Source organism: Rhizobium pantanalense (assembly GCF_030182525.1).
In the GTDB taxonomy this organism is placed as follows: domain Bacteria; phylum Pseudomonadota; class Alphaproteobacteria; order Rhizobiales; family Rhizobiaceae; genus Rhizobium.
In genome coordinates this window covers 461,640-483,536 of the sequence record NZ_JAQJCH010000010.1, presented here as the reverse complement: position 1 = coordinate 483,536, position 21,897 = coordinate 461,640, and the positions used below count along the sequence as shown (strand labels likewise).

The window sequence follows — 21,897 nt, the reverse complement described above, 5'->3', positions numbered from 1 at the left end:
GGGCGAGTGTTTGCATGGACGCTGCCCAAAGGCCCGCCAGGAGGCAGAAGGCAAGAGCGACGGCCGTTACCACAGCGGCCCTGATATTGATGGCAAGGCATGGGGTGTGAATTCATCGCGAATTCGCGGAGATGTCCGGTAACACAATTGACACCTCATCGCCTTTTGCAGGGCGCTTCGGCTCGCGTGTTCGTCGTCGAATGATTTGAGACTTTTTGTGCTTTGGAAAAACGGAGTCTCTCGCACGGTTTGCGGATTTGTTTAAGCCGCTTTGGCCTGGTGGTTCAGGCGGCCCTGCTTCATGGTGTCTCGTTTGCTGGTCCTGAACACCATTCTCATCTCCGGCCGTCCCGGCAACAATCGCGTCGATAGGATGAACTGCCGCTGCCGGATGATCAGAGCGGATATGCAAGGGTCGCCAGCCGTCTCGCGTGGGTCGATGCGCGCATGCCGAACTGATAGGCGAAACAGCCTTGAGGAGGTTTCATAACTACGCCTAAGCCGCAAATTGGCGGCTAACTAACTAAAAAGGTTACATTGTTATGAGGAACAGTGGTTCGGATCCGTTCAAGAGCATTGCGTTCGTAAATCGGGGCGGCCCTTCGTAGGCGAGGCCCGCCAGCTGTGGACGCCTTCGGCAGCTTTACGCCATTATCTCGGCCGTTCAGCAGAGCTAAGCCGTTCCCGAAACCCGTCTCCTGCGGACCACATCAAGGTTGCGAAGCGCGAGGAAGAGACGCTCAGAAGCATCTCCTGAAGACCGGAGAATCTCGGAAGATCACGTACTCCGGTCCAGATCCACCGGTGCAGGCGTTGTCGCGTGCTTCGCAATGCTTCGAGGCTCGCGCCGCCTTTTCCGCGTCATTCGCTGAATGCCGGCAATATTCGGCGCAAAATACCGAAATGCTGATGCAGTAGGTGCATTCTGCGGCACCAATTGCCGATACTGCCAGTTCTTATTGATCGTCGAGGCGCCGATGTCCCCTACAATCCACCACATCTGCAGTGATGAAGCGCTGCCCAAGTCTGCGGACGTCGTAGTGATCGGCGGCGGGATTGTCGGCGCCAGCGCGGCCTACTTTCTGGCGCGGCGCGGCCTGTCGGTGGCGCTGATCGAAAAGGGATATGTCGGCTGCGAACAGTCGAGCCGGAACTGGGGCTGGTGCCGCCGGCAGAACCGCGATGCGCGTGAGTTGCCGATCGCCAATCTGGCGCTGCGGCTGTGGGATCAGCTCACCAAAGAGATCGGGCATGACCTTGGCTTCCGCCGTTGCGGCCTCATCTATGCGAGCTCCGATCAAAAGCAACTCGCCGAATGGGACAAATGGCGCGAGGTTGCCGGACGGTTCGAAGTCAATACGCGGATGCTTACGGCCGATGAGGCCACCGCCGCCGTTCCTGCGGCTAGCGGCCGCAAGTGGCTGGGCGGTGTCCATGCGGCAGACGACGGCAAGGCCGAGCCATGGCTCGCCGCCCCCCGGATAGCTGAGGGCGCGCGCATGCATGGCGCGACCATTCATCAGAACTGCGCAGCACGCGGACTGGATATCACCAATGGGCAAGTGAGTGGCGTCGTCACTGAGAACGGCACCATCCGCACCAGCGCGGTACTCTGTGCAGCCGGCGCCTGGGCTTCTGCTTTCCTGCGGATGCACGCGGTTTCGCTGCCCCAGGCCAGCGTCCGTCAGACCGCCTTACGGACTGGCCCTGCGCCGGATTTTGGCGGAGCAATCTATACGTCTGACTGTGCCCTGACGCGCCGGATTGATGGCAGCTACACGGTCGCCGTCAGCGGCAGGGCGAAACTCGAACTCACACCGCAGAGCATCCGCTATGCCCGCCCGTTTATGCCCATGTTCATCAAGCGACTGAGTACCATCGAGATCGGCATGGGCCGCTCGTTCTTCCAGGGTCCGGAAACACTCGGGCGCTGGCATCTCGACAGGCCAACCCCGTTTGAACGTATCCGCATACTCGATCCTGCTCCGGACATGCGGTTGGTGGCAACTATAATGACGCGGTTAAAAGCCCTGTTCCCTGCCATTGCCGATGCAGGCATTGGGTCCTCTTGGGGTGGCTATGTCGACTGCACACCGGACGCCATACCCGTGATTTCACCAGTGGACAGCATTGGAGGCGTATACGCCGCCGCAGGCTGTTCCGGACACGGCTTCGGAGCTGGCCCTGGCATTGGCCATCTGGCGGCGGATCTGGTCGCGGGCGATGCGCCATGCGTCGATCCGACCCCATTCCGGTTGTCGCGTTTTACGGACAGATCGAAAATTGAAGTGGGCGCCATCTGATGCGATTGGGCCGCAGATGAGCGAGATCTTCGTAGAAGCTATATGGAATCATATGTCAATACCAAGCGCTCCAGCCAGAAACCTGGCGTTCATCCATACCGTTTCGGGTCTTATTTCCGAGTTCGAGGGCCTCGCGAAGCAACATCTGCCCGACTGGAAGCCATTCGCGGTTCTCGACGAGAGCCTCTTGAGGGATACGATTGAGCGCGGGTCGCTGTCGAATCTGACGATACGGAGGCTTGCGATCTACATATGGTCGGCGGTCGACGCCGGGGCAGATGCGATTGTCGTCACCTGCTCGACGCTCGGACCGGCAGTCGATGCCGTTGCGCCGCTTTGCCCTGTGCCGCTGTTCCGCATTGACGAAGGCATGGCCAAAGCCGCCGTCGAGCATGGAAATCGCATAGGCGTCATGGCTACCTTATCCACGACGCTGGTCCCGACGGTGGATCTGCTGAAGCGTGAGGCACATGAAGCGCGCAAGGACGTGACGATCGAATATGTGCTTGTTCAGGGCGCGTTCCAACTCCTCGCCGGCGGGGACGTGGAGACCCACGATGCGCAATTGCGCCAGGCTCTCGAAGAGCTATCGCAGAAGGTCGACGTGATCGTCTTGGCGCAAGCATCGATGGCGCGTGCGGTGCGGGGAATGACACACTCCATTCCAGTTCTGACAAGCCCTGTGTTTGGGATCGAAAACGTGAAACGGCGTTTAGAGCAGTGATAGGACGAAAGAGAGAATGCAAATGCCTCGCCATTCTCGAATAATATCGATGCCACACCTGTAGCGGAACTGACTAAGATATGACTGACCTCCGCCAAAGCCGTTGCAAACGACGAGGCATCTGTTGGGCGACCATGTTACAAAGATGGTTCATATCCGCGATCGGAAAATCATCGGGGACGCCCCCTATTCGCTGGTGAGCCAAGCGCTCGGCCAGGCCGCTGCGAGCCACACCTCAAATGCGAGGTTTGAAGTCAAGGATGCTTGGTAACGGCGTTCGGCCTCCGTTGATTGCCCGCCCATTTTACCCTTTAGGCCACTTTAGCCCCCGCGAAATGGCCGTCATGTTGTAGCGCAAGGAAACCCTTATGATTGAAAGAGAAAGCAGTTTCTACATCGACGGCCAGTGGCAGGAATTCAGGGATGTGACTCGTCTTCCCGTCATCGATCCGACGTCGGAAATGGTGACCGGGCAGGTTGCAGCGGGAAGCGCCCGCCACGTTGACATCGCCGTTGCGGCCGCCCGCAAGGCATTTCCGACATTTTCGCAAATGCCTGTGCCGGAAAGGGTTAGTCTGCTTGGCAGGATGCATTCCCTTCTGAAGGAGCGCGCCGAGGCTTTTGCGCAGGCCCTCGTCACGGAAATGGGAGCCGCGATCAGCTTTGCACGCGCGTCACAGGTGCCTTTTGCAGCCGAGCATATCCGGGTCCAGATTGAGGTTCTCGAGAAATATCCCTTCCTTACGGTCGAGGGGACACGGGCGACGACTAGGGAAGCGATCGGCGTCTGTGCCTTGATCACGCCCTGGAACTGGCCGCTTTATCAGATCACCGCCAAGGTGGCCCCGGCCATCGCTGCTGGCTGCACGATCGTGCTCAAGCCCAGCGAGCTCTCGCCTTATAGCGCCCTCCTTTTTGCACAGCTGATGCATGATGCAGGTACACCACCGGGAGTGTTCAATCTGGTCAATGGCACAGGTGAGAGCGTCGGAGCGGCTCTTGCCAGCCATCCGGAGGTTGACATGATTTCCATTACAGGCTCGACCCGCGCGGGCGTGCTCGTCGCACAGGCCGCTGCACCCACCGTCAAGCGGGTCGTTCAGGAACTCGGCGGTAAATCACCCAATATTCTTCTTGATGACGCCGATTTAGACGAGGCAGTTGCGAAGGGCGTGCTGGCCGGCATGCGCAATGTCGGCCAGTCCTGTAGTGCGCCGACCCGGATGCTCGTTCCCGCGCATCGGCTTGCCGGGGTCGAAGATTTAGCAGCGAAGACTACGCGCGCACTCGTTGTTGGTGATCCGCGTGATCCGCAAACCAACATGGGACCTATTGCCAATCGCGCCCAGTTCGAGCGTGTCCAGACGATGATCCAGGCCGGCATCGATGACGGCGCAAAGCTATTGTGCGGCGGCCTCGGGCGCCCAAACGGACTGAACCATGGTTTCTTTGCCAGGCCGACGATCTTTTCCGAGGTGACGCCCGACATGCGGATCGCGCGGGAGGAAATCTTCGGCCCCGTGCTTTCCATCATATCCTATAGGGATGAGGATGACGCTGTCTCGATTGCCAATGATAGCGTCTATGGTCTCGGCGCCCATGTGCAGTCCTCCAATTTGAAACGGGCGCGAAGGGTCGCAGCGCGGATCCGGGCGGGCCAGGTTCACATCAACTATCCGGCTTGGGACGGAGCAGCCGCGTTCGGCGGCTACAAACGGTCGGGCAATGGGCGCGAATACGGCATCTACGGGCTCGAGGAATATCTCGAGACCAAGTCCATTCTCGGCTATTGATCCCGCTGGCCGGTGGCGATCATTTGCCAGGGTAAGGGCTTCAGCGACTGGCGCAACATGGACAAGAACGCAGTCGTGCGCGCGCTTCGTCCATGTCGCGATCCGAGCATGGCCACGACATCGGCCGACGGCAACTTCCACTCGGGCAGGAGCTGCCGTAGCCGCCCTGCGACCAGATCGTCCGCCACGTTCCATTCGGATCGGATCATGATGCCCTGATGGGCCAATGCCCATTCGCGGATTACGGCGCCGTCATTGCTCGACATGACTGGATCAACGCGGACGGTCACGCTTTCCTGTGCAGGCCCCGTAAATCGCCAAAGGGTCACGTCCTCTTCGTTCTCGCGAATGGCCAGACAACGATGTTTTGCGAGGTCTGCCGGCGAAAGGATAGGGACTGCGCTGTCGAGATATTGCGGAGTGGCGCAGAGTATCCGGCGGTTCGCCGCCAGCGTCGTAACCACCTGATCCAGATGCCCTGGCTCGCCGATATGGACGACAACGTCATAGCTTTCAAGCAGAAGGGCCGCCGGATGATCGGAGAGCTGCAACGTTGCGGTTGCGCCCTCATGTTCGCGCGCGAATGCCTCAACAACCGGCGCGACATGAACGCGTCCGAACCCGTGGGGCGCTGCGACGCGGAGGTGACCGCGAACGGCACCCCTACGGTCGGCCAATGCCTCTACCAGCGAATCGATCGCTTCACTGACAATCACGCTCTGAGAGGCGACAAGCGAACCTTCCTCCGTCAGAAGCAGCCGTCGCCCCGACCGGTCGATCAGTCGCACGCCAACCTTTTCTTCAAGCGCCCGCAAACGTTGGGTTACGGCCGGGGGCGTCACATTCAGCTTCCTCGCGCTTTCGGCAAGCGATTTGGATCCAGTCAGTACCGAAAAGAAAGCAAGATCGTCCGAGGTTATCATTAACTCTTGCCTTAATCTGACATTCAGAAATCATTAATTGGCACCTTTATGATGTGAGGACAAGATCGAAGGTGAGCGGAGATTAAAGTAATGGAACAGAAAACGGCTAAAGCGGTCGCCGCTACGGAGATCGCAATGACTCTTGATGCGTTGGAAACACCATGTCTCGTGCTTGACGCCGGACGGATGGAGCGGAACATCAAGCGGCTCACGAGCCGGCTCGATGGTCTAGGTGTCTCGCTGCGCCCGCATCTGAAAACCGCCAAGTCCGTCGACGTTGCCCGCCGGGTCATGACCACGCCTGCTGGCCCGGCAACTGTCTCCACTTTGAAGGAAGCCGAACAATTTGCGTCCGCGGGCGTTCGCGACATGATTTACGCTGTCGGCATCACCCCTTCCAAGATTGCCCGTGTTCTGGCGCTGCGGGCTAGGGGTGTCGATCTGGTCGTCGTTCTCGACAGCGTTGATCAGGCCCATGCGGTCGCCGAGGCGTCCGTAAATGCGGGAATACCCATCCCGGCCATGATCGAAATCGATTGCGACGGGCATCGGTCCGGGGTTGCGCCAGCCAATCAGGCCTTGCTTCTGGAAGTCGGGCAGGCCGTTGCGGCGGGCGCCGAATTGCGGGGGGTGATGACCCATGCTGGCGATAGTTATAAGGGCGGCGGCGTGGAGGCGCAGCAGCGCTATGCCGAAGCGGAGCGGGTGGCCGTTGTGGAGGCTGCGCGGGTCCTGCGTGCAGCCGGTCTATCTTGTCCGGTCGTCAGCGTTGGCTCCACCCCAACCGCGCATCATGCGACGGATCTTTCCGGTGTGACGGAAGTCCGCGCCGGCGTGTTCGTCTTCTTCGATCTGGTCATGGCCGGCATTGGCATCTGCCAGGTCAGCGACATCGCGCTCAGCGTTCTTGCGACGGTAATCGGACATCAGCGTGAAAAGGGCTGGATCATCACTGACGGCGGGTGGATGTCGCTTTCGCGTGATCGCGGCACGGCCAAGCAGGCTGTCGATCAGGGCTACGGTCTAGTCTGTGACATCGATGGCAACCTTTACGGCGACATTTTTGTTGCCGACGCCAATCAGGAGCACGGAATTATCGCAGTTCGTCCCGGGTCTGGTGCGCAGCTACCCGATCTTGCGGTGGGGGACCGGGTGAGGATTCTGCCGAACCACGCATGTGCAACCGCTGCGCAGCATGACGCATATCATGTCGTGCGCGGGCATTCGCAAGTGGTCGAGGCCCGCTGGCCGCGCTTTGGAGGTTGGTGATGTCCGTACCTATTAACGTCAGTACAGATCGCGCTCCGGCCCCTGCAGGGCATTATGTGCAGGCAAGGATCGCTTTTCAACATATCTTCATCTCCGGCCAGCTTCCTATCCGGCCGGACGGGGCGCCGCTCCATGACGACAGCTTCGAGACGCAGGTCGAACAGGCAATCGACAACGTGTTGGCAATCTTGAAGGCTGTGGGCGGTGCCCCGGCTGACCTCATCAGAGTGACCGCCTACATAGTTGGGGTCGGCAACTGGCCGCGCTTCGATCAGATCTATGCGCAGCGACTGGGGGACGCAAAACCGGCCCGCACCGTTGTGCCAGTGCCTGAACTTCACTACGGCTATCTAGTCGAAATCGACGCAATCGCATTCATTGGCGAAGATGGCAGGGAGAACTCCATATAAAATACCGCCTGTCGAGTTTCACGATGCTTGGTCCGGTTTATTATTTGGATGGTGTCGCCGAATTTATCGACGGCCCGGAAAAGGTAGGTCCATTGTCCGCGCACCTTCACGTAGGTTTTATCGACGGTGATCCAGCGCGCGGCATCGGTGCAGCGGCCGCCGCGAAGGGATCCAAGAAGTCATAATAACGGCTTATGCCATCAAACCGGCTGGTGGTGCCGCGTCCCTAACCAGCTTCGACAAGTCCAATCAAGTGCTTAACCCATCTGAGTAGGGCGTCGCAGGTTCATATCCCTTCACATCAACGGATCCGCTTCAGGCGCGCCGGAAGCGGTCGTATCGACATTGTCAGCGACGATTTCCCCTGTTGTCATATCTAAGAGGCATTTGCATTGATGTAGAAGCTCTGCAAAGCGCGGTTATCGACGCTTGATAAGGTCGGGCAAATGGCCCTGTTCCGGTGATATGCCGGCCAGGCTTAGGGGCTCAAGCAGGCGGCAGGTCAAGGCGACCACTCCGAAACGGCGGCGCCGATCGGCTGGGAACAAGTGCCGGCAGGAGACCGCCTGTTCGATTTGCTTTAGAAGCGATAGGTGACGCCGGCGCCGATGAGCCACGGATCAAGGTTGGCTTTGCCGCTGACATGGGCGCCGCCGACACTGGCATCGAAATCCGGCCTCAGGAAGATCTTCTTCGCATCGACGTTGAGACCCCAATGCTCATTGAGCATGTAGTCGAAACCGGCCTGCAGCGCGACGCCGAACGCGTTCTTTACGTCGAGGCTGCGGGCGTTTTTGCCTGATTGATCGTAGAATATCGTATAGTTTACGCCCGCGCCCACATACGGCCGAAACGCGCCGAGATCGGTAAAGTGATATTGCAGTGTCAGCGTCGGTGGCAGCAACCACGTTTTGCCGATTTCGCCGAGACCTGCGATCGAGCCGCGGCCATACACCTTGGCATAGGTCGTGCCGAGAATCAGTTCCGCCGCGATATTGTCGTTGAAGAAATAGGAAATATCGAGTTCCGGAATGACCGTGTTCGAGTAGGACAGGTCAGAACCCGCCAACCCGTCGACACGGCCTGAGTTCCTGGTGATCACGCCGAGCGCGCGCAGGCGTATCTGCCACGGGCTTTGGCTCGTTACGGCAGGCGTCGCATCATGCGCGCCGAGCAGATCAGCCGCTTGCACCATGCAGGCCGTGGCCAATGCGGCTACCATTACGGTGGCGCGAACGATGTTGCTGGATATCATCTCTTTCTCCTTCAATCCGAGACTCGTGTCGGTTGGAGAGAAATATCCGCTCCGGGGAGGATGATGATTTGAGCTAGATCAAACTGGGAAGGCCGCTTTGGCCGATGCAAGCAAAGCCTGCCACACTGTCTCAATCATGCAACAGGGTGTTTAAAGCCGTGCGGAACCCAAGCTTGGAATGACAAGCAGACTTCGGTGACTCATTTGCCAATCCTCTTGGCATGGTTCTTCGCCGATAGAGAACGACCCGAAATCGGCCATTCCATTGAGGTCAAGCTGAGGTGGGCGGTGAAATATTTGCCGTGGAGAACTTTTGTAACGACAGGATCGTCAGTTCTGATGCTATCAAGAGCGGCAATCGTCATTGTGCGCGAATCCCATCAAAATGGGGACAAAGGCTCGTGCTTTCGCGCTCCCAGGCGACCTGAGGGAAAATGGCCTACAAATCGATAGTCGGGAGCGACTAATCCGATTACCGTCGGGACGGTCAAATGTTTGCCACGAGATCCAGAAAAGTGAGGGCGCGTCATTGCCATCGCCGCCGCGGCAAACATAGTTTTGTATCCACATCCATTTTACAACGCCATAGGAGCAAGCATGACCCGCCTTTCGAACATGGTCGCCGTCGTAACTGGCGGCGGCAGGGGAATAGGTCGAGAGATCGCCCTACAGCAGGCAAGGGAAGGGGCAAAGGTCGCCGTGCTGGGGCGAACGATGACCGAGATTGAGGAAACAGTCTCTCTCATCGAGGGAGGGGGCGGCAAAGCGATCGCTGTTTCGACGGACTTGATTGACCTTGCCGCCGGTTGAAAGTGCCTTTGCTCGCGTGTCAACCGAATTGGGCCCGGTAGACGTCCTCATCAACAACCACGGCTCGTTTCAGGGCTTCGGTCCTATTTGGGACTGTGATCCCCTTGTGTGGTGGCGGGATGTCGAGATCAATCTGCGAGGCACATTCAACACGTGCCGCACGGCCGCCCCGAGGATGATGGCACGGGGCAGGGGCCGGATCGTAAACCTCGTCGGTGGCGGAACGGGCAACAGCTTTCCTCACGGCTCTGGCTACGCGTCCAGCAAGGCCGCCATCATGCGTCTCACGGAGTGTCTGAACGACACAACCATTGGCAACGAGGTGCGCGCCTTTGCCGTCGATCCTGGTCTTGTTCTGACTGCGATGACTGAGTTGCAGCTATCGTCAGAGGCAGGGAAAACCTACTTGCCGGGGATCCAAAAGCTCTTTGAAGATGGTGTCAACATCGAGCCGTCGCGAGCCGCACTTCTGATTGCGGACATCGCTGCTGGACGTTTCGACACCCTTGCCGGCCGTCTCTTGCGTGGTGTTGATGATCGCGATGCGCTTGCCGAGGAGATGGACGCCATAGTCGCGGCAGACGGCAGAGCATTGCGGTTCAGCTCCGTCGAACAAGCCAAGCTGTGAATGCTCACGACATCGAACACACAATTCGTGTCGTCTCCATGAGCGGCCGGGTCCGCCAGCGGCTGGATGATCAATCCTGGCCAATCGTGCTCGGTTGCCCAATATTTTGCCAGCTTCTCGATCAAGGCGGCCTGTACTCCCCGGCTGATGTCGCTGACAATCTCTCGTTCAGCAAAGCGCGTAGCCCCGCGCGGAAGATCGTCGAATGGTGCGTCAGATGCTCGGAACCTAATGGGCCGATCTCTGTGCCGCTTGCTGCCGGATCGGCTAAGCCGCAGGGCACTACGCTCAAAGCGCCAACTCGCTGCAGCAGTCGCAAGTCCGCCACTTCTCGTTACGTCAATCATCTCGTCCGTCATGTCGCTCTCGTTTGAAGCGGACGGAAATGACATCACCGTGGCGTTGGACACAAACTCCTTCCATTGCACCAAGGTGTGGGCAATACATTCACACGATGCTGCTCAACCCCACGATCATGCCTAGGCCGGGGATGGCAACTGGAGAACAGGGAGTAAGGAATGGATCGTATCGACGCAATGAAGGTTTTCGTTGCAGCCGTAGATGAAGGTAGCCTCGCCGGAGCAGCCCGCAAGCTGAAGCGCTCACCGACCGCGATCAGCCGTGCACTCGGCATGCTCGAGAAGCATGTCGGAACCGAGTTGCTTCATCGAACTACCCGGAGCCTGCATTTGAGCGAAGCGGGCCAGCGGTACGTCGTCGTTTGCAGACGAATTCTTTCTGATCTCGAAGAAGCCGATCTTGTCGCAGTCGGCGAACAGGCTTCCCCACGCGGGATGCTGACAATTTCCGCCCCGCCAATATTGGGGGAGGAGGTTTTGCGCCCGATCATCGATGACTTCCTCCGGCTGCACGAGCCGGTGTCCGTCAAGCTTCTGATGCTAGATCGATTTGTAAACCTTGTGGACGAGGGTGTCGATATCGCGTTGCGTATCGGCAATTTGCCGGACTCGTCGAACATATCGACAAGGATCGGTGGCGACGTACGACGAGTAGTCGTTGGCTCGCCCGACTACTTGGCCGGGCGTCCTGCTATCGAAGATCCTTCCGATCTCGCGGCACACAGCATCATCGCGTTCAGCAATTTCGGTTTGGAATCATGGAGCTTTTCGCCACCGAGAGGATCTTCGATTCCGCGCTCAGTTCACTTCACGCCGAGATACGTCGTCAACAGCGTGAGAGCGGCCGCTGCATCGGCCGCCGCTGGCTTGGGCTTGACGAGGCTTTATTCCTACCACGTCTCCCATCTTGTCAAAGACGGGAGCCTCAAAATCGTTCTGGCGGACAATGAACTTCCTCCGCTTCCCGTGCACCTGCTGTCGCCTCCCGGCCGAATGACGGTCCCGAAAGTTCGCGCTTTCGTCGACTTTGCAGCGCCGCGCCTCAGAAGCGACCTTGGACGTATCGCATCGGAAGCTGAGGGAATGTCGTGATTATGCCGTATAGCGGCACAGTGTCGCCATGGTGGTGGCAATTCTCCCGGTCTGCGGGAGCATCTAAATCATATCCTCCGACGCCGAGGGCGTTGGACGGCCGAAGGAACGGCTGTGGATATGAGAAGGATGCACATAATGAGCACTCAGAAAGTTGCAATCATCACCGGCGCATCACAGGGCATCGGCGAAGGATTGGTGCGCGGTTACCGCGACAAAGGCTACAATGTCGTTGCGACCTCCCGGTCGGTAAAAGCTGGCACTGACGCCGGCGTCCACGCTGTCGCCGGCGACATCGCGAAGGCTGAAACCGCCGAGCGCGTCGTACGCGAAGCGCTAGAACGTTTTGGCCGGATCGATACGCTCGTCAATAACGCCGGCGTGTTCACGGCAAAGCCGTTCGTCGACTTCACTGAAGAGGACTACAACCTCAACTTCGGGGTCAACATCGCCGGGTTCTTTCACATCACGCAGCGCGCTGCGCGCCAGATGTTGAAGCAGGGTGCAGGACACATCGTGTCGATCACCACCAGCCTGGTCGATCAGCCGATCGCAGGCGTACCTGCCGCGTTGGCGTCGCTCACGAAGGGTGGTCTGAACTCCGTGACGAAGGGCCTGGCGCTCGAGTATGCAAAGTCGGGCATTCGCGTGAACGCGGTCTCTCCAGGCGTCATCAAGACGCCCATGCATGCGCCCGAGACGCACGAGTTTCTCTCCGGTCTTCATCCCGTGGCCCACATGGGCGAAGTCAACGATATTGTTAAGGCTGTCCTCTTCCTCGAAGATGCCGGGTTCGTAACCGGTGAAATCCTCCACGTCGACGGCGGCCAGAACGCTGGTCGTTGGTAAACGAGGGGGAGTGGATCCGACAAGCAATCGCCGGGTCCACTTGCGAAAGGCGAATGAGCACGGAACCGGTTCTTGCGGCCGATCCGATGTGCTCATGGTGTTACGGGTTCGGCAAGGAAATGGAGTTGCTACTCAAAAGACGATGCACACGTAGACGTTCTAGAACATCATCTGACGGCGTTAGGCTTTTGCCTTGGCCGGCTAACTGAAAGGAATTTCCATGCCTATCGTAAATATCCAGGTCACCCGAGAAGGCAACACGCCTGGCACCAAATCGGTGACGGCTGAGGAAAAGGCCCGCATCATTGCGGGCGTCAGCAACATCCTCCTCGAGGTCCTCAATAAGCCGTTGGCATCAACGTTCGTTGTCATCGAGGAAGTCGATCTTGAAAACTGGGGCTGGGGAGGCCTACCGGTCGAAGAATACAGAAAGCAACTTTCCGCTGCAAAGCCTTCCTAGGATCGTTGGCTCTTCCCCAGCGCCACCGTGACCACATCTTCCAGGCGGCGAAGTAACCGCCGCCCGCAGGACAATGTGAAATTTCGACGAGCGAGGGCGAACGGTCGCCAGCGTGCGCCTCCTAGTTATTCGCTCCTGCATCGGCAAGCGACCGGCACGGCGGCGTCAACGGGGACGAGCTTCACCACTGCGAAATCATCCCGATCTGGTCGACACCAAAGTACAATGGCCTTGCGGATCATCTACGTGTTTCGTGGACGAATTAGCGCGGTAGCGGGTTCAGGAAACAGAAGGGAAAAGCGGATGAGAGCCGATATCGTACCGGGCGGGTTGTTTCCAGATTGGTGGATACGGACCAAAGTCCCCGCCATGGAAGACTTAGGCCTTAGATCTCTGCTCACTCACAGGAAAAGGTGGACTTCCCATTCTTACAGCGTAAGATGAAGCATCGTCGCCAACCGAGTAAGTAGGCGGTGGCGACTGAGGGTTTATACGTGCTCCCGCCTGCAAGACGGACGGAGTGGCATCATGCCCTTTCGGAAATACGTTTCTATTCCAAACGATCCCGGTTTTCGCGAAGCTTTGATGCTTTGGGCTCGCAAGTTTACCACATCCGACATCGCAGCAAGACGTGCCGCCCAGCGGACGATTGATGTGTTGTGCGACAATCCTAGCCTGCTCGACGGACGCGACATAAACGAAGCGATTTTCAAGCTTTTGCGTCGGCACGCATTCGATGAAATCGAATTGTCGCCTGAGCAAGGCATGCACGGTGACGGCGTCTTGTCCGAGAATGAGCCGATGTGCTGAAGTGAACGGACCGTTGCCCAGCAGCAATAGCCCTGCCTCGGGGGTCCGAGGCAGGGCTGTGAGGTCACGCAACGGACCTATTGTGCGAAGGACATTCGGGTCAGGGCGGATGCGATCGCATCGCCAGCTGGCAAAGACTTTTCGAAATTTGCTCTAAAGGGCTTTATCCGAGGCCATTGCCAGACCGATGCGTTCCACTTTTACCAGCTCTGACGGCCATACCAATCGTCAACGTCCGATTTGGCGCGGTCCTTCGCGAGGCCATAGCGCTCTTGGATCTTGCCTTCGAGCTGATCCCGCTTGCCGGCGATCTGATCGAGATCGTCGTCGGTAAGTTTACCCCACTGTTCCTTGATCTAGCCCTTAAGCCCCTGTCGGAAACTTCGTGGATCGCTGATTTTCAGTCGTTTTATTGTTCACGCATCAGCCGAACTCTGCACTTCGGATAGAGTGGAAGCTTAAACTGTTCGGTGTTTATGGCGATTGAGCGAGTCCACGTGCCTGACGTACGTCTTCTTCATCGACCGAGCCGCGTATGTGCCCGATGCGACCCAGTACATAATTCGCCAAGTTGGCAATCTCGGCGTCGGAAAAGACTATGGAGAATGCCGGCATGGACTCGCCGGTTCGACGTTCGGCATTCGAGGATCCGTCAAGTATGACGCGCACGAGGTTGGCGCCCTTCGGATCGCTGAAGGAGTGAGCACCATGAATCGCAGCTCTTGGGTTGAACTGGCCCGAAGCTTCCCACCCGTGGCAGGCCGCACACGCGCCTGCGAAGATGTGTCGACCAAGCTCCAGCCCGTCCCCAGCGACGGCTTCCGACACGCCAGGCGATCGGGCCTGGTCGGAAATTCGCACCGCGGCATCTCCGGCCACGGGGGGAACCGTCCGGAGATACGCGACAACGGCATCGATATCGGACTTCGGGAGCTTGCTAAGACTGAGATCGACTGCTTCACGCATGCTGCCTGACGCGGAGCCGTGGCCAGCAGAGTGTCCCGTGGACAAATAATCCGCGATCTCGGTGTCGGTCCACCAGCCGATGCCGTCTTTCTTGTCTGCTGTGATGTTCCAGGCTTTCCAGCCGTCCACCTCGGCGCCGGAGAGAGCCTTGCTTTGCACGCGCTGGAACATCAGGCCTCTTGGGGTGTGGCATTCGCCACAATGCGCCAACCCTTCAACCAGGTACGCTCCCCGGTTCCATTGCTCGTCATGGGTAGGATCTCTCTGCATTTCGGTCCAGGGCACGAAAAGCACCTTCCACGCACGCATAAGGTATCGCTGATTGAAGGGAAAGGCGAGTTCGCTCGGCCTGGACGAGATGGCTGCCGGTGCGACGGTGTTAAGATAAGCTCGGATGGCGAGCACGTCGTCATCCGAAAGAAGCGCATAGGATGCATAAGGGAACGCTGGATACAGATCCTCGCCATGCTTGCCGACGCCGGCTTTCACGGCACGAACAAATTCGTCATCGGTCCAGGACCCGATGCCCTCAACAGGATCCGGCGTTATGTTCGAAGAGTAAATCCTCCCGAACGGGAGTGCGAATTCCATCCCGCCTGCAAAGGGTTTCCCGCCCTTCGACGTGTGGCAAGCGGCGCAGTCGGCGGCAATTGTGAGGTATCTCCCGCGCTCTACGAGCGCGGCCCCCGTCGGCTGGCCTGGGCTAGGCAAGACCGGCCGCAATCCATGAGGCAAAAAGAAAAATGCAACCGCTCCCAAGACGAGAGCCACTCCAACTAGACCGATCGTCCAGAGCGTTCTGCTGAAGTGCTTCATGATCACCACCTGAGAATTTCGACGGGCTCTCTGAAGACCGGCCCCAAGTCTGCCGTCGACAACTGCAAAGCGCTCGGCGGCGTTCCGCTAGGTAGCGCGTCGGCAAAATCGATTCTTGTAGGATCCGACCCTGGCTCTTGAGAAAGACACGTGGCGCCCGCAGGGCGATCAAGCGCTGGATCATACAATTTCGGGCGCGTCGCAGGGGTTATTGATGCGCACGGCAAAGGATGACCGCGCCCCATGTGAGTAGGCGACATACAAGGTCCGATATGCGGTTCGGCCACTGAGGAGCATGAATGTCATGAGGGTTCTGACAATCAACGATCGGCGCTACGAGGTGGACGTCCCCGAGGACATGCCGCTCCTCTGGGTGCTGCGGGACGTCATCGGCATGACGGGAACGAAATACGGATGCGGCATCGCACAGTGCGGCGCATGCACCGTTCACGTCGACGGTGAGGCCGTACGGTCATGCCAGCTTACGATGGACATGATCGTGGACCAGAAGATCACCACGATCGAGGGGATAGGCGCCACCGCGACCGGTAGACGTGTTCAAGCTGCATGGCTGGATAACGAAGTCGTGCAGTGCGGCTACTGTCAATCCGGTCAGATCATGTCGGCGACGGCGCTTCTGAACAGCACGCCTCAACCGAGCGACGCCGAGATCGACGATGCAATGGCAGGCAACATCTGTCGGTGCGCGACCTACATGCGTATCCGCCAGGCAATCCATCAAGCCGCATCAGTCTGAGGGCCTAATGATCGAAAACCTTGCATCACGTCGCGGCTTTCTCAAGGGAAGCGCCCTAGCGACCAGCGGGCTGCTTTTATCCTTTGGGCTGCCTGGAGCCCTGCGAAGCCGGCCAGCTATGGCCGAGAACCCTGCACCGAGATTCATTCCTAACGCCTTCGTGCGGATCGACGATGGCGGCGTCACGCTTATCATGCCGCATACCGAGGTTGGCCAGGGGATCTACACTTCAAGCGCCATGCTCATGGCGGAAGAGCTGGAGCTTGAACTGGAGCAGGTGAGCCTCGTGGCGGCCCCGCCAGACATGTCGAAATACATGGATCCGATCTTGCACGACCAGGCGACCGGCGGCTCGACGTCGACGCGCTCCGACTGGCTCCGTCTGCGCCAAGCCGGCGCGGCCGCGCGCATCATGCTGGTCGCCGCCGCCGCGTCAAGGTGGGCGGTCCCCGCCCAAGATTGTCACGTCCAGAAGGGGATCATCCGGCATGATGCATCTGGCAGAGCGCTGACCTACGCGGAGGTCGCCGCGGATGCCGCTCTTCAGCAGGTGCCGGAGAACATTCCTCTAAAAAAGGCTTCGGAATTCCGTTTGATCGGCACGCGCGCCAGGCGCCTCGACACGCCCGCGAAGGTCGACGGCTCGATGATCTATGGCATCGACATCCGGGTTCCCGGAATGAAACACGCGACCTTGGCTCTTAGCCCCGTGAAAGGCGGACGGTTACTTTCCCTCGATGAGACCGCGGCTCGACGGGTTCCGGGTGTCATCGATCTGGTGAAGTCCAGTGACGGCGACGCAGTTGCCGTGATCGGCGAACATATGTGGGCAGCAAAGCAGGGGCTCGACGCGCTCAAGATCGAATGGGGCTCGGGTACCAACGGACATGTCAGCACGAGCTCCATCGTTGCTAAGATGGAGGTCGCTTCGCAGGAACAGGGTGTGGTCGTTCGCAACGACGGAAATGCTCCACAGGCGATCGCCGGGGCTCCGGTCAAGTTGTCGGCAGTCTACCAGTCCCCGTTTCTCTCACACTCGCCACTGGAGCCGCTGAACTGCACCTTGCATATTCGGGAGGACGGCGCCGATCTGTGGGTCGGCACGCAGGTGCCAGTCAGAGCGCAGAAGGCGGTCGCCGACGCGACAGGACTGCCCCTCGAAAGCGTCGCCGTCCACAATCTCCTAATGGGCGGTGCATTTGGACGCCGGCTCGACATCGATACCATCGAAGTTGCGGCAAAACTGCTCAGGGAGATTCGCTATCCAGTTAAGCTCGTGTGGACGCGCGAGCAGGACATGACCCACGACTACTACCGACCATTCTACTACGATCGCGTTTCGGCAGGCCTCGACAAAGACGGCACGTTGATCGCGCGGACGCACCGGGTGACGGGATCTTCCATCTTCGCGAGATGGGCGCCGGCCGCCTTCAAGAATGGGATCGACCCCGACGCGGTGGATTGCGCGGCTGAGACGCCATACGACGAAGGTGCCGTTCTGGCAGACTACGTTCGAAACGAGCCTGACGGAATGAACACGAGCTGGTGGCGCGGGGTAGGCGCTACACACAATCTCTTCGTGATCGAGAGTTTCGTCGACGAGATGGCTCACGCCACGAACCAGGACCCTCTGGAATTCCGTCGGCGGATGCTGACAAGGAATCCGCGGGCGCTGGCGGTATTGAACCTCGCGGCAGACAAGGCCGGCTGGGGTGAGAAACTGCAGCCCGGACATGGACGTGGGATCAGCCTTCAGGTCGCCTTCGGCAGCTATCTAGCTCACATACTCGACGTCGAAGTCAGGGATGACAACATCGTCCGTCTGCTTCGTTCGGTGATCGCCATCGACTGCGGTATCACCATAAATCCCGACACCGTCCGCGCGCAGATGGAAGGAGGCGTTCTCTTCGGACTTAGCGCGGCGTTGTTCAATCAAGTCACGGTCACGAACGGCGCCGTCGATCAGACCAATTTCGACACGTACAGGGTTCTCAGAATAAATGAAGTGCCTCGGATCGAGGTGTATCAGGTTGAGAGCAAGGAGGAGCCGGGCGGGGTTGGCGAGGCTGGAACCGCGGCGGCGGCGGGCGCGCTGGCAAACGCGATCTTCTCTGCGACCGGACGCCGGCTTCGCTCGCTTCCGGTCAACGAGCATCTGGCGTAGACACGAACAAGATTTTCTCAGTCGGGTCGGACGCTAGGTGCGGTGGTCCGCCTTCCCGCCTGCCATGCCGCTATCTCGGAGCGGCGGGGGGATTTCCTTCGGAAAATCCTGATCCGAAACCAGCCGTAAGAACCTGTAGATAGCGAGCGTACCGCGACGGACGTGGAACGGCCTTGGATGTTGCCGGGTAGGGGCCGCCGTGGGCCGGGGAAAGGTCGGCTTCACCATAGTGTCGAAAGCTTCCTACGCGGGCGCAGTGGCCTGCTCCACGCCGGCTATCGTTGCGCCACCAAAAGACGTCGAAAGCGGCACGCCGGTCGCTGCATCTGTTCGGAAGAGCTCTCGATTGGTCCCGCCCTTCTCCGATGCCCCGATCAGAAGACTGCCTTTGATGGTCATCGTGTGTCCTTTCAATAGTTGAAGCCCTATCTGTAATTGGGTGTGGGCGACCCGATTTGCGGCGTCGTGGTATCCGTTTCATGGGAGCAATCGAAATCTCCTGGCGGTCCCGTCGTTTCGATCCGCCCCTCATCCGCGCGTGGCCGCCGAGGCAGTGTCGACGGACGCCTCGACGGACATTCCCGGTCCTAGTCTTTCTACATTCGATTGATCGGGGTTGATCCTAATCTTCACCGAAATGCGTTGCGGAATTTTGGTAAAGTTGCCGATCGCATTGTCCGTCCTTAAGACGGAGAACTCAGATCCAGCCGCAGGCGAGACCTGCTCGACCGTTCCTTCGAAACGAGCTCCGGCCAATGCGTCGACAACGAACCACGCGCGCTGTCCCGGCCTGATTTCGGCAGTCTGAGCCTCCTTGAAATTCGCTACGACCCAACGAACCGACGGTACCAGGAACATAAGTTGGGTGCCGCTCGTCACGTATTGTCCCTGGCGGGCGCCGACATCGCTTAGGCGGCCGGCCTTCGGCGCCAGGATTCTGGTATAACCGAGATTGATCTCGGCCAACTGCAACTGCGCGCGGGCGCTTTCAACGTTTGCTTCGAGCGCTTTCTTGTTCACCTCTGCAGCGATCTTCGCTTGCATAGCACTGTTACGACCGGCCTGGGCTTCCTGGACGGCTGCCGCCGCCGAGTCCTGCGCCGCCTGTGCGGAATCCTGACTGCTAACTGATCCTGAGCCCTGCGCCGCGAGTTGGACCGCTCGTCTGAGATCCGCCGCCGCCTTCGCCAACTGTGCGTTTGCGCTGGTTATCCGTGCCTCCGCGGTCAGGATGTCTGAAGCGCGTTGTGCTATCGCCTGTTGATTGTTCGCGAGGTTGGCAAGGGCGAGGTCGAGGTTCGCTTGCGCCTGGGAGACTTGGGCCTTGTAGACGTGATCGTCTATGCGAAGAAGTTCCTGGCCTTGCTTGATGTCCTGGTAGTCGACAGCCGCGATCCTACTGATATAGCCGCTGACCTGCGGGCTGATCGCAGTCGTATGGCCCCGGACGTAGGCGTCGTCGGTCTTCACCACTGCGGTTGCGAACGGCGGCAACTGCCACGCCGATAGGATCGCGGTCACCCCGGCAAGAACAAGCACGGAGGCGACGAGATAGGACAAAAAGCTTGCCGCCGGCGGGCGCCAGCCTTTTGGAGCCGAAGCGACCGCGGCAGCGCCGGAAGCTGGCGATGAGGACACCGCGTTATTTTTCGAAGCAAGAGAGGGAGGCGTAGACATCAGGCGGGGCTCCGGGCTTTCTTTAGAAGCGCGACGAGGACAACGCTCAAAAGCAGAAGGAATCCTAATGTCGCCGTGTACGAGATTGCGAGATAGACGTCGTTGTATGCCGCAACGCGAGCATTCAGGACCACCTGCTGCGCTAGGGCTTGTGTTCCCTGGGCTGCGCGAAGCGCGGGATCTGTCAGGATGGCCAGGTATTGCGCCGTTAGAGCCGAGATGGCAGCCGCTACGGTGGGGTTGGATCGCTCTGCCTGCGCCGCCAGATCCGCCAGGTGATATTGCTGGGCGTGAAATAGGTAGGTTTGGATCAACGAGTTGCAGACGAGCGTTCCGATCGACTGCGTGATGCCGAAAACTGCGATGAAGCTGGTCAGGCCGACGCCGCGCCTCATAAGCACCTGACCTAGGCCGAAGATGAACACCGGGCCAAAGAACATCGTTGTCGCTACGCCCATCAAGGCCTGGGACCAAAAGAGCTGCGGCGCACGGGTGGAGATGCTGGATGAGGAGTCGAGGAATGCGGCAATTGCAGCAAAGCCCAGCGAGACCAGGACCAGCAGTGGCAAACGGGTCGGCGTAACGAGGAGCGCGCTGGTTACAAGGCCCGCTACCGCGCCAGCTAGTATCATCAGGGCAAGCGGCCTGAAATCATCGTTGGTCAGGCCGAAGTCGCGTAGCATCGAGATCGCGCCTACCGCTTGCTCGGACTGAGCGACGCGGCAGATCACTGCGATAAGCGCCCAGCGTACCAGGGTGCCCGCGCTCAGCCAGCGCACGTCGATGAGCGGGCGCTCCCTATGAAACTCGATCAGTCCGACCACGGTCAAGCACGGCAGAGAGGCTGCGAGGCACCAGCCTATCCATGATACGTTGGTCCACCATAGATAGCTTCCCAACCCCATCGCCGCGCCGAACAAGCCGATCCCCGCTGCGTAGAGTGCGAAACTGAGAGCGTCCAGCGGCTCGAATGCCGGAGATCTAACGTTCGGTGGCAGCCGGACGATGACGACCTGTCCGAGACTGATGAGCGAAAGCCCAAGTTCGAATAGGTAGAGCCCGCTCCAACTGTCGAAGGCGAGAAAGTCTTTGGGAATGATCCACGCAATCGGGAGCGCGAGCTGAGGTACGCTGAGACCAAGCGTTACCGCCGCCAGTCGACGCCTAGCGGACATCGCCTGGATCATGTAGAAGACGCCGAGAGTACTCATCGCCGAAGCACATACGCCGCCTGCCGCTCGCACCAGGATCGCGCTCGCCAGCGTGCTTACGAATAGGTGCGAGGTTATGAGCACCGCTTGGAGAGCGAGGAAAGTCAGGTAGAACCGGCGAATTCCGAATTGCTGGCGGAATTTGACGAGGATGCATCCGGTGATGGAGTTCGTCACCAGGTAGGCCGCCGGCAGCCAGGCGATCTCGCTGATGTTGAGGCCGAGGGCGCCCTGGAGATAGGGTAGGTTCGCCGAAACCAGACCGTTGCCGAGCGCGCCCGTCATGCCTGCAATCAAAGACGTCGCTCCGTAGACGGCGCGGCGGAGCGGCGGATGAAGCGGCGTGCCGGGAGATCCTGGAACCGGTGGACGTTCGTCATCTGCGTAGTCGAACGGCGCGTCATCTTCAAAAAAGTGCTGTCGCCTTTCCGCTTTCGGATCGCGGGTTGGTCGCGGAAGACTCCAAGTGGCGGTATTCGACACCACGGGGCTCCTCCGGTTCGGCTATTCGCGGCGATGCAGGCGTCCAGCCCGCGCTACTTAATGATAGCGAGGAGGGTGAAGCGGGATTGCACAATCCCGCTGCGCCAGCGCCTGACGTTGCCGGCGCGGACATGCCCC

Annotated in this window: 19 protein-coding genes and 2 pseudogenes; 13 read left to right on the top strand and 8 right to left on the bottom strand. The window is 59.2% G+C overall.

Annotation, left to right across the window (positions count from 1 at the left end; all coding sequences use genetic code 11):
- Positions 1-977 precede the first annotated feature (977 nt).
- The 3 genes from PH558_RS25670 to PH558_RS25660 all read left to right on the top strand — a co-directional run bounded on the left by PH558_RS25670 (position 978) and on the right by PH558_RS25660 (position 4,820).
- On the top strand, positions 978-2,303 hold the full coding sequence (locus PH558_RS25670; RefSeq protein WP_285207368.1) for an NAD(P)/FAD-dependent oxidoreductase: 1,326 nt from the start codon (positions 978-980) through the stop codon (positions 2,301-2,303).
- A gap of 52 nt (positions 2,304-2,355) precedes the next feature.
- Positions 2,356-3,027 carry an aspartate/glutamate racemase family protein gene (locus PH558_RS25665; protein WP_285207338.1) on the top strand — a complete coding sequence of 224 codons (672 nt, stop codon included), beginning with the start codon at positions 2,356-2,358 and terminating at the stop codon, positions 3,025-3,027.
- A 368-nt stretch (positions 3,028-3,395) separates the two neighbouring features.
- Positions 3,396-4,820 carry an aldehyde dehydrogenase family protein gene (locus PH558_RS25660; protein ID WP_285207336.1) on the top strand — a complete coding sequence of 475 codons (1,425 nt, stop codon included), beginning with the start codon at positions 3,396-3,398 and terminating at the stop codon, positions 4,818-4,820.
- On the opposite strand, the gene PH558_RS25655 is transcribed toward PH558_RS25660, so the two are convergent.
- Positions 4,814-5,743, bottom strand: a complete 930-nt coding sequence (locus PH558_RS25655; RefSeq protein ID WP_285207335.1) for a LysR family transcriptional regulator — start codon at positions 5,741-5,743, stop codon at positions 4,814-4,816. The two genes, PH558_RS25660 and PH558_RS25655, sit on opposite strands and share 7 nt — an antisense overlap.
- A gap of 90 nt (positions 5,744-5,833) precedes the next feature.
- On the opposite strand from PH558_RS25655, the gene PH558_RS25650 reads away from it, so the two are divergent.
- Together PH558_RS25650 and PH558_RS25645 are read left to right on the top strand one after the other, a co-directional pair.
- Positions 5,834-7,012, top strand: coding sequence for an alanine racemase (locus PH558_RS25650; RefSeq protein ID WP_285207334.1), 1,179 nt, complete (start codon positions 5,834-5,836; stop codon positions 7,010-7,012).
- Entirely contained in the window at positions 7,012-7,422 is a 411-nt protein-coding gene (locus PH558_RS25645) for a RidA family protein (protein ID WP_285207333.1), read from the top strand. The genes PH558_RS25650 and PH558_RS25645 overlap by 1 nt, the downstream gene beginning before the upstream one ends.
- Before the next feature lie 43 nt (positions 7,423-7,465).
- Here PH558_RS25645 and PH558_RS25640 read toward each other — a convergent pair.
- Together PH558_RS25640 and PH558_RS25635 are read right to left on the bottom strand one after the other, a co-directional pair.
- A pseudogene (locus PH558_RS25640) lies at positions 7,466-7,547 on the bottom strand (DDE-type integrase/transposase/recombinase); the annotation flags it as partial.
- Positions 7,548-8,002: 455 nt separating this feature from the next.
- Positions 8,003-8,677 (bottom strand): OmpW/AlkL family protein, encoded by a 675-nt coding sequence (locus PH558_RS25635; RefSeq protein WP_285207329.1) that lies wholly within the window; start codon positions 8,675-8,677, stop codon positions 8,003-8,005.
- Between the two features lie 597 nt (positions 8,678-9,274).
- Between PH558_RS25635 and PH558_RS25630 the strand changes: the two genes are divergently transcribed.
- The 6 genes from PH558_RS25630 (at position 9,275) to PH558_RS25605 (ending at position 13,685) form a co-directional block, all read left to right on the top strand.
- The gene (locus tag PH558_RS25630; RefSeq protein WP_285207328.1) at positions 9,275-9,487 is read left to right on the top strand and encodes an SDR family NAD(P)-dependent oxidoreductase; all 213 of its coding nucleotides are present in this window, start codon (positions 9,275-9,277) and stop codon (positions 9,485-9,487) included.
- Complete coding sequence (locus PH558_RS25625; protein ID WP_285207327.1) at positions 9,468-10,115, top strand: SDR family oxidoreductase; 648 nt, start codon at positions 9,468-9,470, stop codon at positions 10,113-10,115. Before PH558_RS25630 ends, PH558_RS25625 begins: the two co-directional genes overlap by 20 nt.
- Before the next feature lie 518 nt (positions 10,116-10,633).
- The gene (locus tag PH558_RS25620; protein WP_285207326.1) at positions 10,634-11,566 is read left to right on the top strand and encodes a LysR family transcriptional regulator; all 933 of its coding nucleotides are present in this window, start codon (positions 10,634-10,636) and stop codon (positions 11,564-11,566) included.
- 135 nt (positions 11,567-11,701) lie between these two features.
- Positions 11,702-12,415, top strand: coding sequence for an SDR family NAD(P)-dependent oxidoreductase (locus tag PH558_RS25615; RefSeq protein ID WP_285207366.1), 714 nt, complete (start codon positions 11,702-11,704; stop codon positions 12,413-12,415).
- Positions 12,416-12,635: 220 nt separating this feature from the next.
- Positions 12,636-12,875 carry a tautomerase family protein gene (locus PH558_RS25610; RefSeq protein WP_285207324.1) on the top strand — a complete coding sequence of 80 codons (240 nt, stop codon included), beginning with the start codon at positions 12,636-12,638 and terminating at the stop codon, positions 12,873-12,875.
- A 528-nt stretch (positions 12,876-13,403) separates the two neighbouring features.
- Positions 13,404-13,685 carry a hypothetical protein gene (locus tag PH558_RS25605; protein WP_285207320.1) on the top strand — a complete coding sequence of 94 codons (282 nt, stop codon included), beginning with the start codon at positions 13,404-13,406 and terminating at the stop codon, positions 13,683-13,685.
- Between the two features lie 200 nt (positions 13,686-13,885).
- On the opposite strand, the gene PH558_RS25600 is transcribed toward PH558_RS25605, so the two are convergent.
- Both PH558_RS25600 and PH558_RS25595 read right to left on the bottom strand, forming a co-directional pair.
- On the bottom strand, positions 13,886-14,041 hold the full coding sequence (locus PH558_RS25600; protein WP_285207364.1) for a CsbD family protein: 156 nt from the start codon (positions 14,039-14,041) through the stop codon (positions 13,886-13,888).
- A gap of 118 nt (positions 14,042-14,159) precedes the next feature.
- Entirely contained in the window at positions 14,160-15,467 is a 1,308-nt protein-coding gene (locus PH558_RS25595) for a cytochrome c (protein WP_285207318.1), read from the bottom strand.
- Between the two features lie 304 nt (positions 15,468-15,771).
- Here PH558_RS25595 and PH558_RS25590 point away from each other — a divergent pair, with 304 nt between their 5' ends.
- Together PH558_RS25590 and PH558_RS25585 are read left to right on the top strand one after the other, a co-directional pair.
- The gene (locus tag PH558_RS25590) at positions 15,772-16,224 is read left to right on the top strand and encodes a (2Fe-2S)-binding protein (RefSeq protein ID WP_285207314.1); all 453 of its coding nucleotides are present in this window, start codon (positions 15,772-15,774) and stop codon (positions 16,222-16,224) included.
- Positions 16,225-16,342: 118 nt separating this feature from the next.
- Positions 16,343-18,388 carry a xanthine dehydrogenase family protein molybdopterin-binding subunit gene (locus tag PH558_RS25585; protein WP_350223824.1) on the top strand — a complete coding sequence of 682 codons (2,046 nt, stop codon included), beginning with the start codon at positions 16,343-16,345 and terminating at the stop codon, positions 18,386-18,388.
- 33 nt (positions 18,389-18,421) lie between these two features.
- On the opposite strand, the pseudogene PH558_RS34400 reads toward PH558_RS25585, so the two are convergent.
- The 3 genes and pseudogenes from PH558_RS34400 to PH558_RS25575 all read right to left on the bottom strand — a co-directional run.
- Positions 18,422-18,605, bottom strand: a pseudogene (locus tag PH558_RS34400) (hypothetical protein); the annotation flags it as partial.
- A gap of 311 nt (positions 18,606-18,916) precedes the next feature.
- Positions 18,917-20,065 (bottom strand): HlyD family secretion protein, encoded by a 1,149-nt coding sequence (locus tag PH558_RS25580; RefSeq protein WP_285207312.1) that lies wholly within the window; start codon positions 20,063-20,065, stop codon positions 18,917-18,919.
- Positions 20,065-21,759 carry an MFS transporter gene (locus PH558_RS25575; RefSeq protein WP_285207310.1) on the bottom strand — a complete coding sequence of 565 codons (1,695 nt, stop codon included), beginning with the start codon at positions 21,757-21,759 and terminating at the stop codon, positions 20,065-20,067. The genes PH558_RS25580 and PH558_RS25575 overlap by 1 nt, the downstream gene beginning before the upstream one ends.
- Between the last annotated feature and the right edge of the window lie 138 nt (positions 21,760-21,897).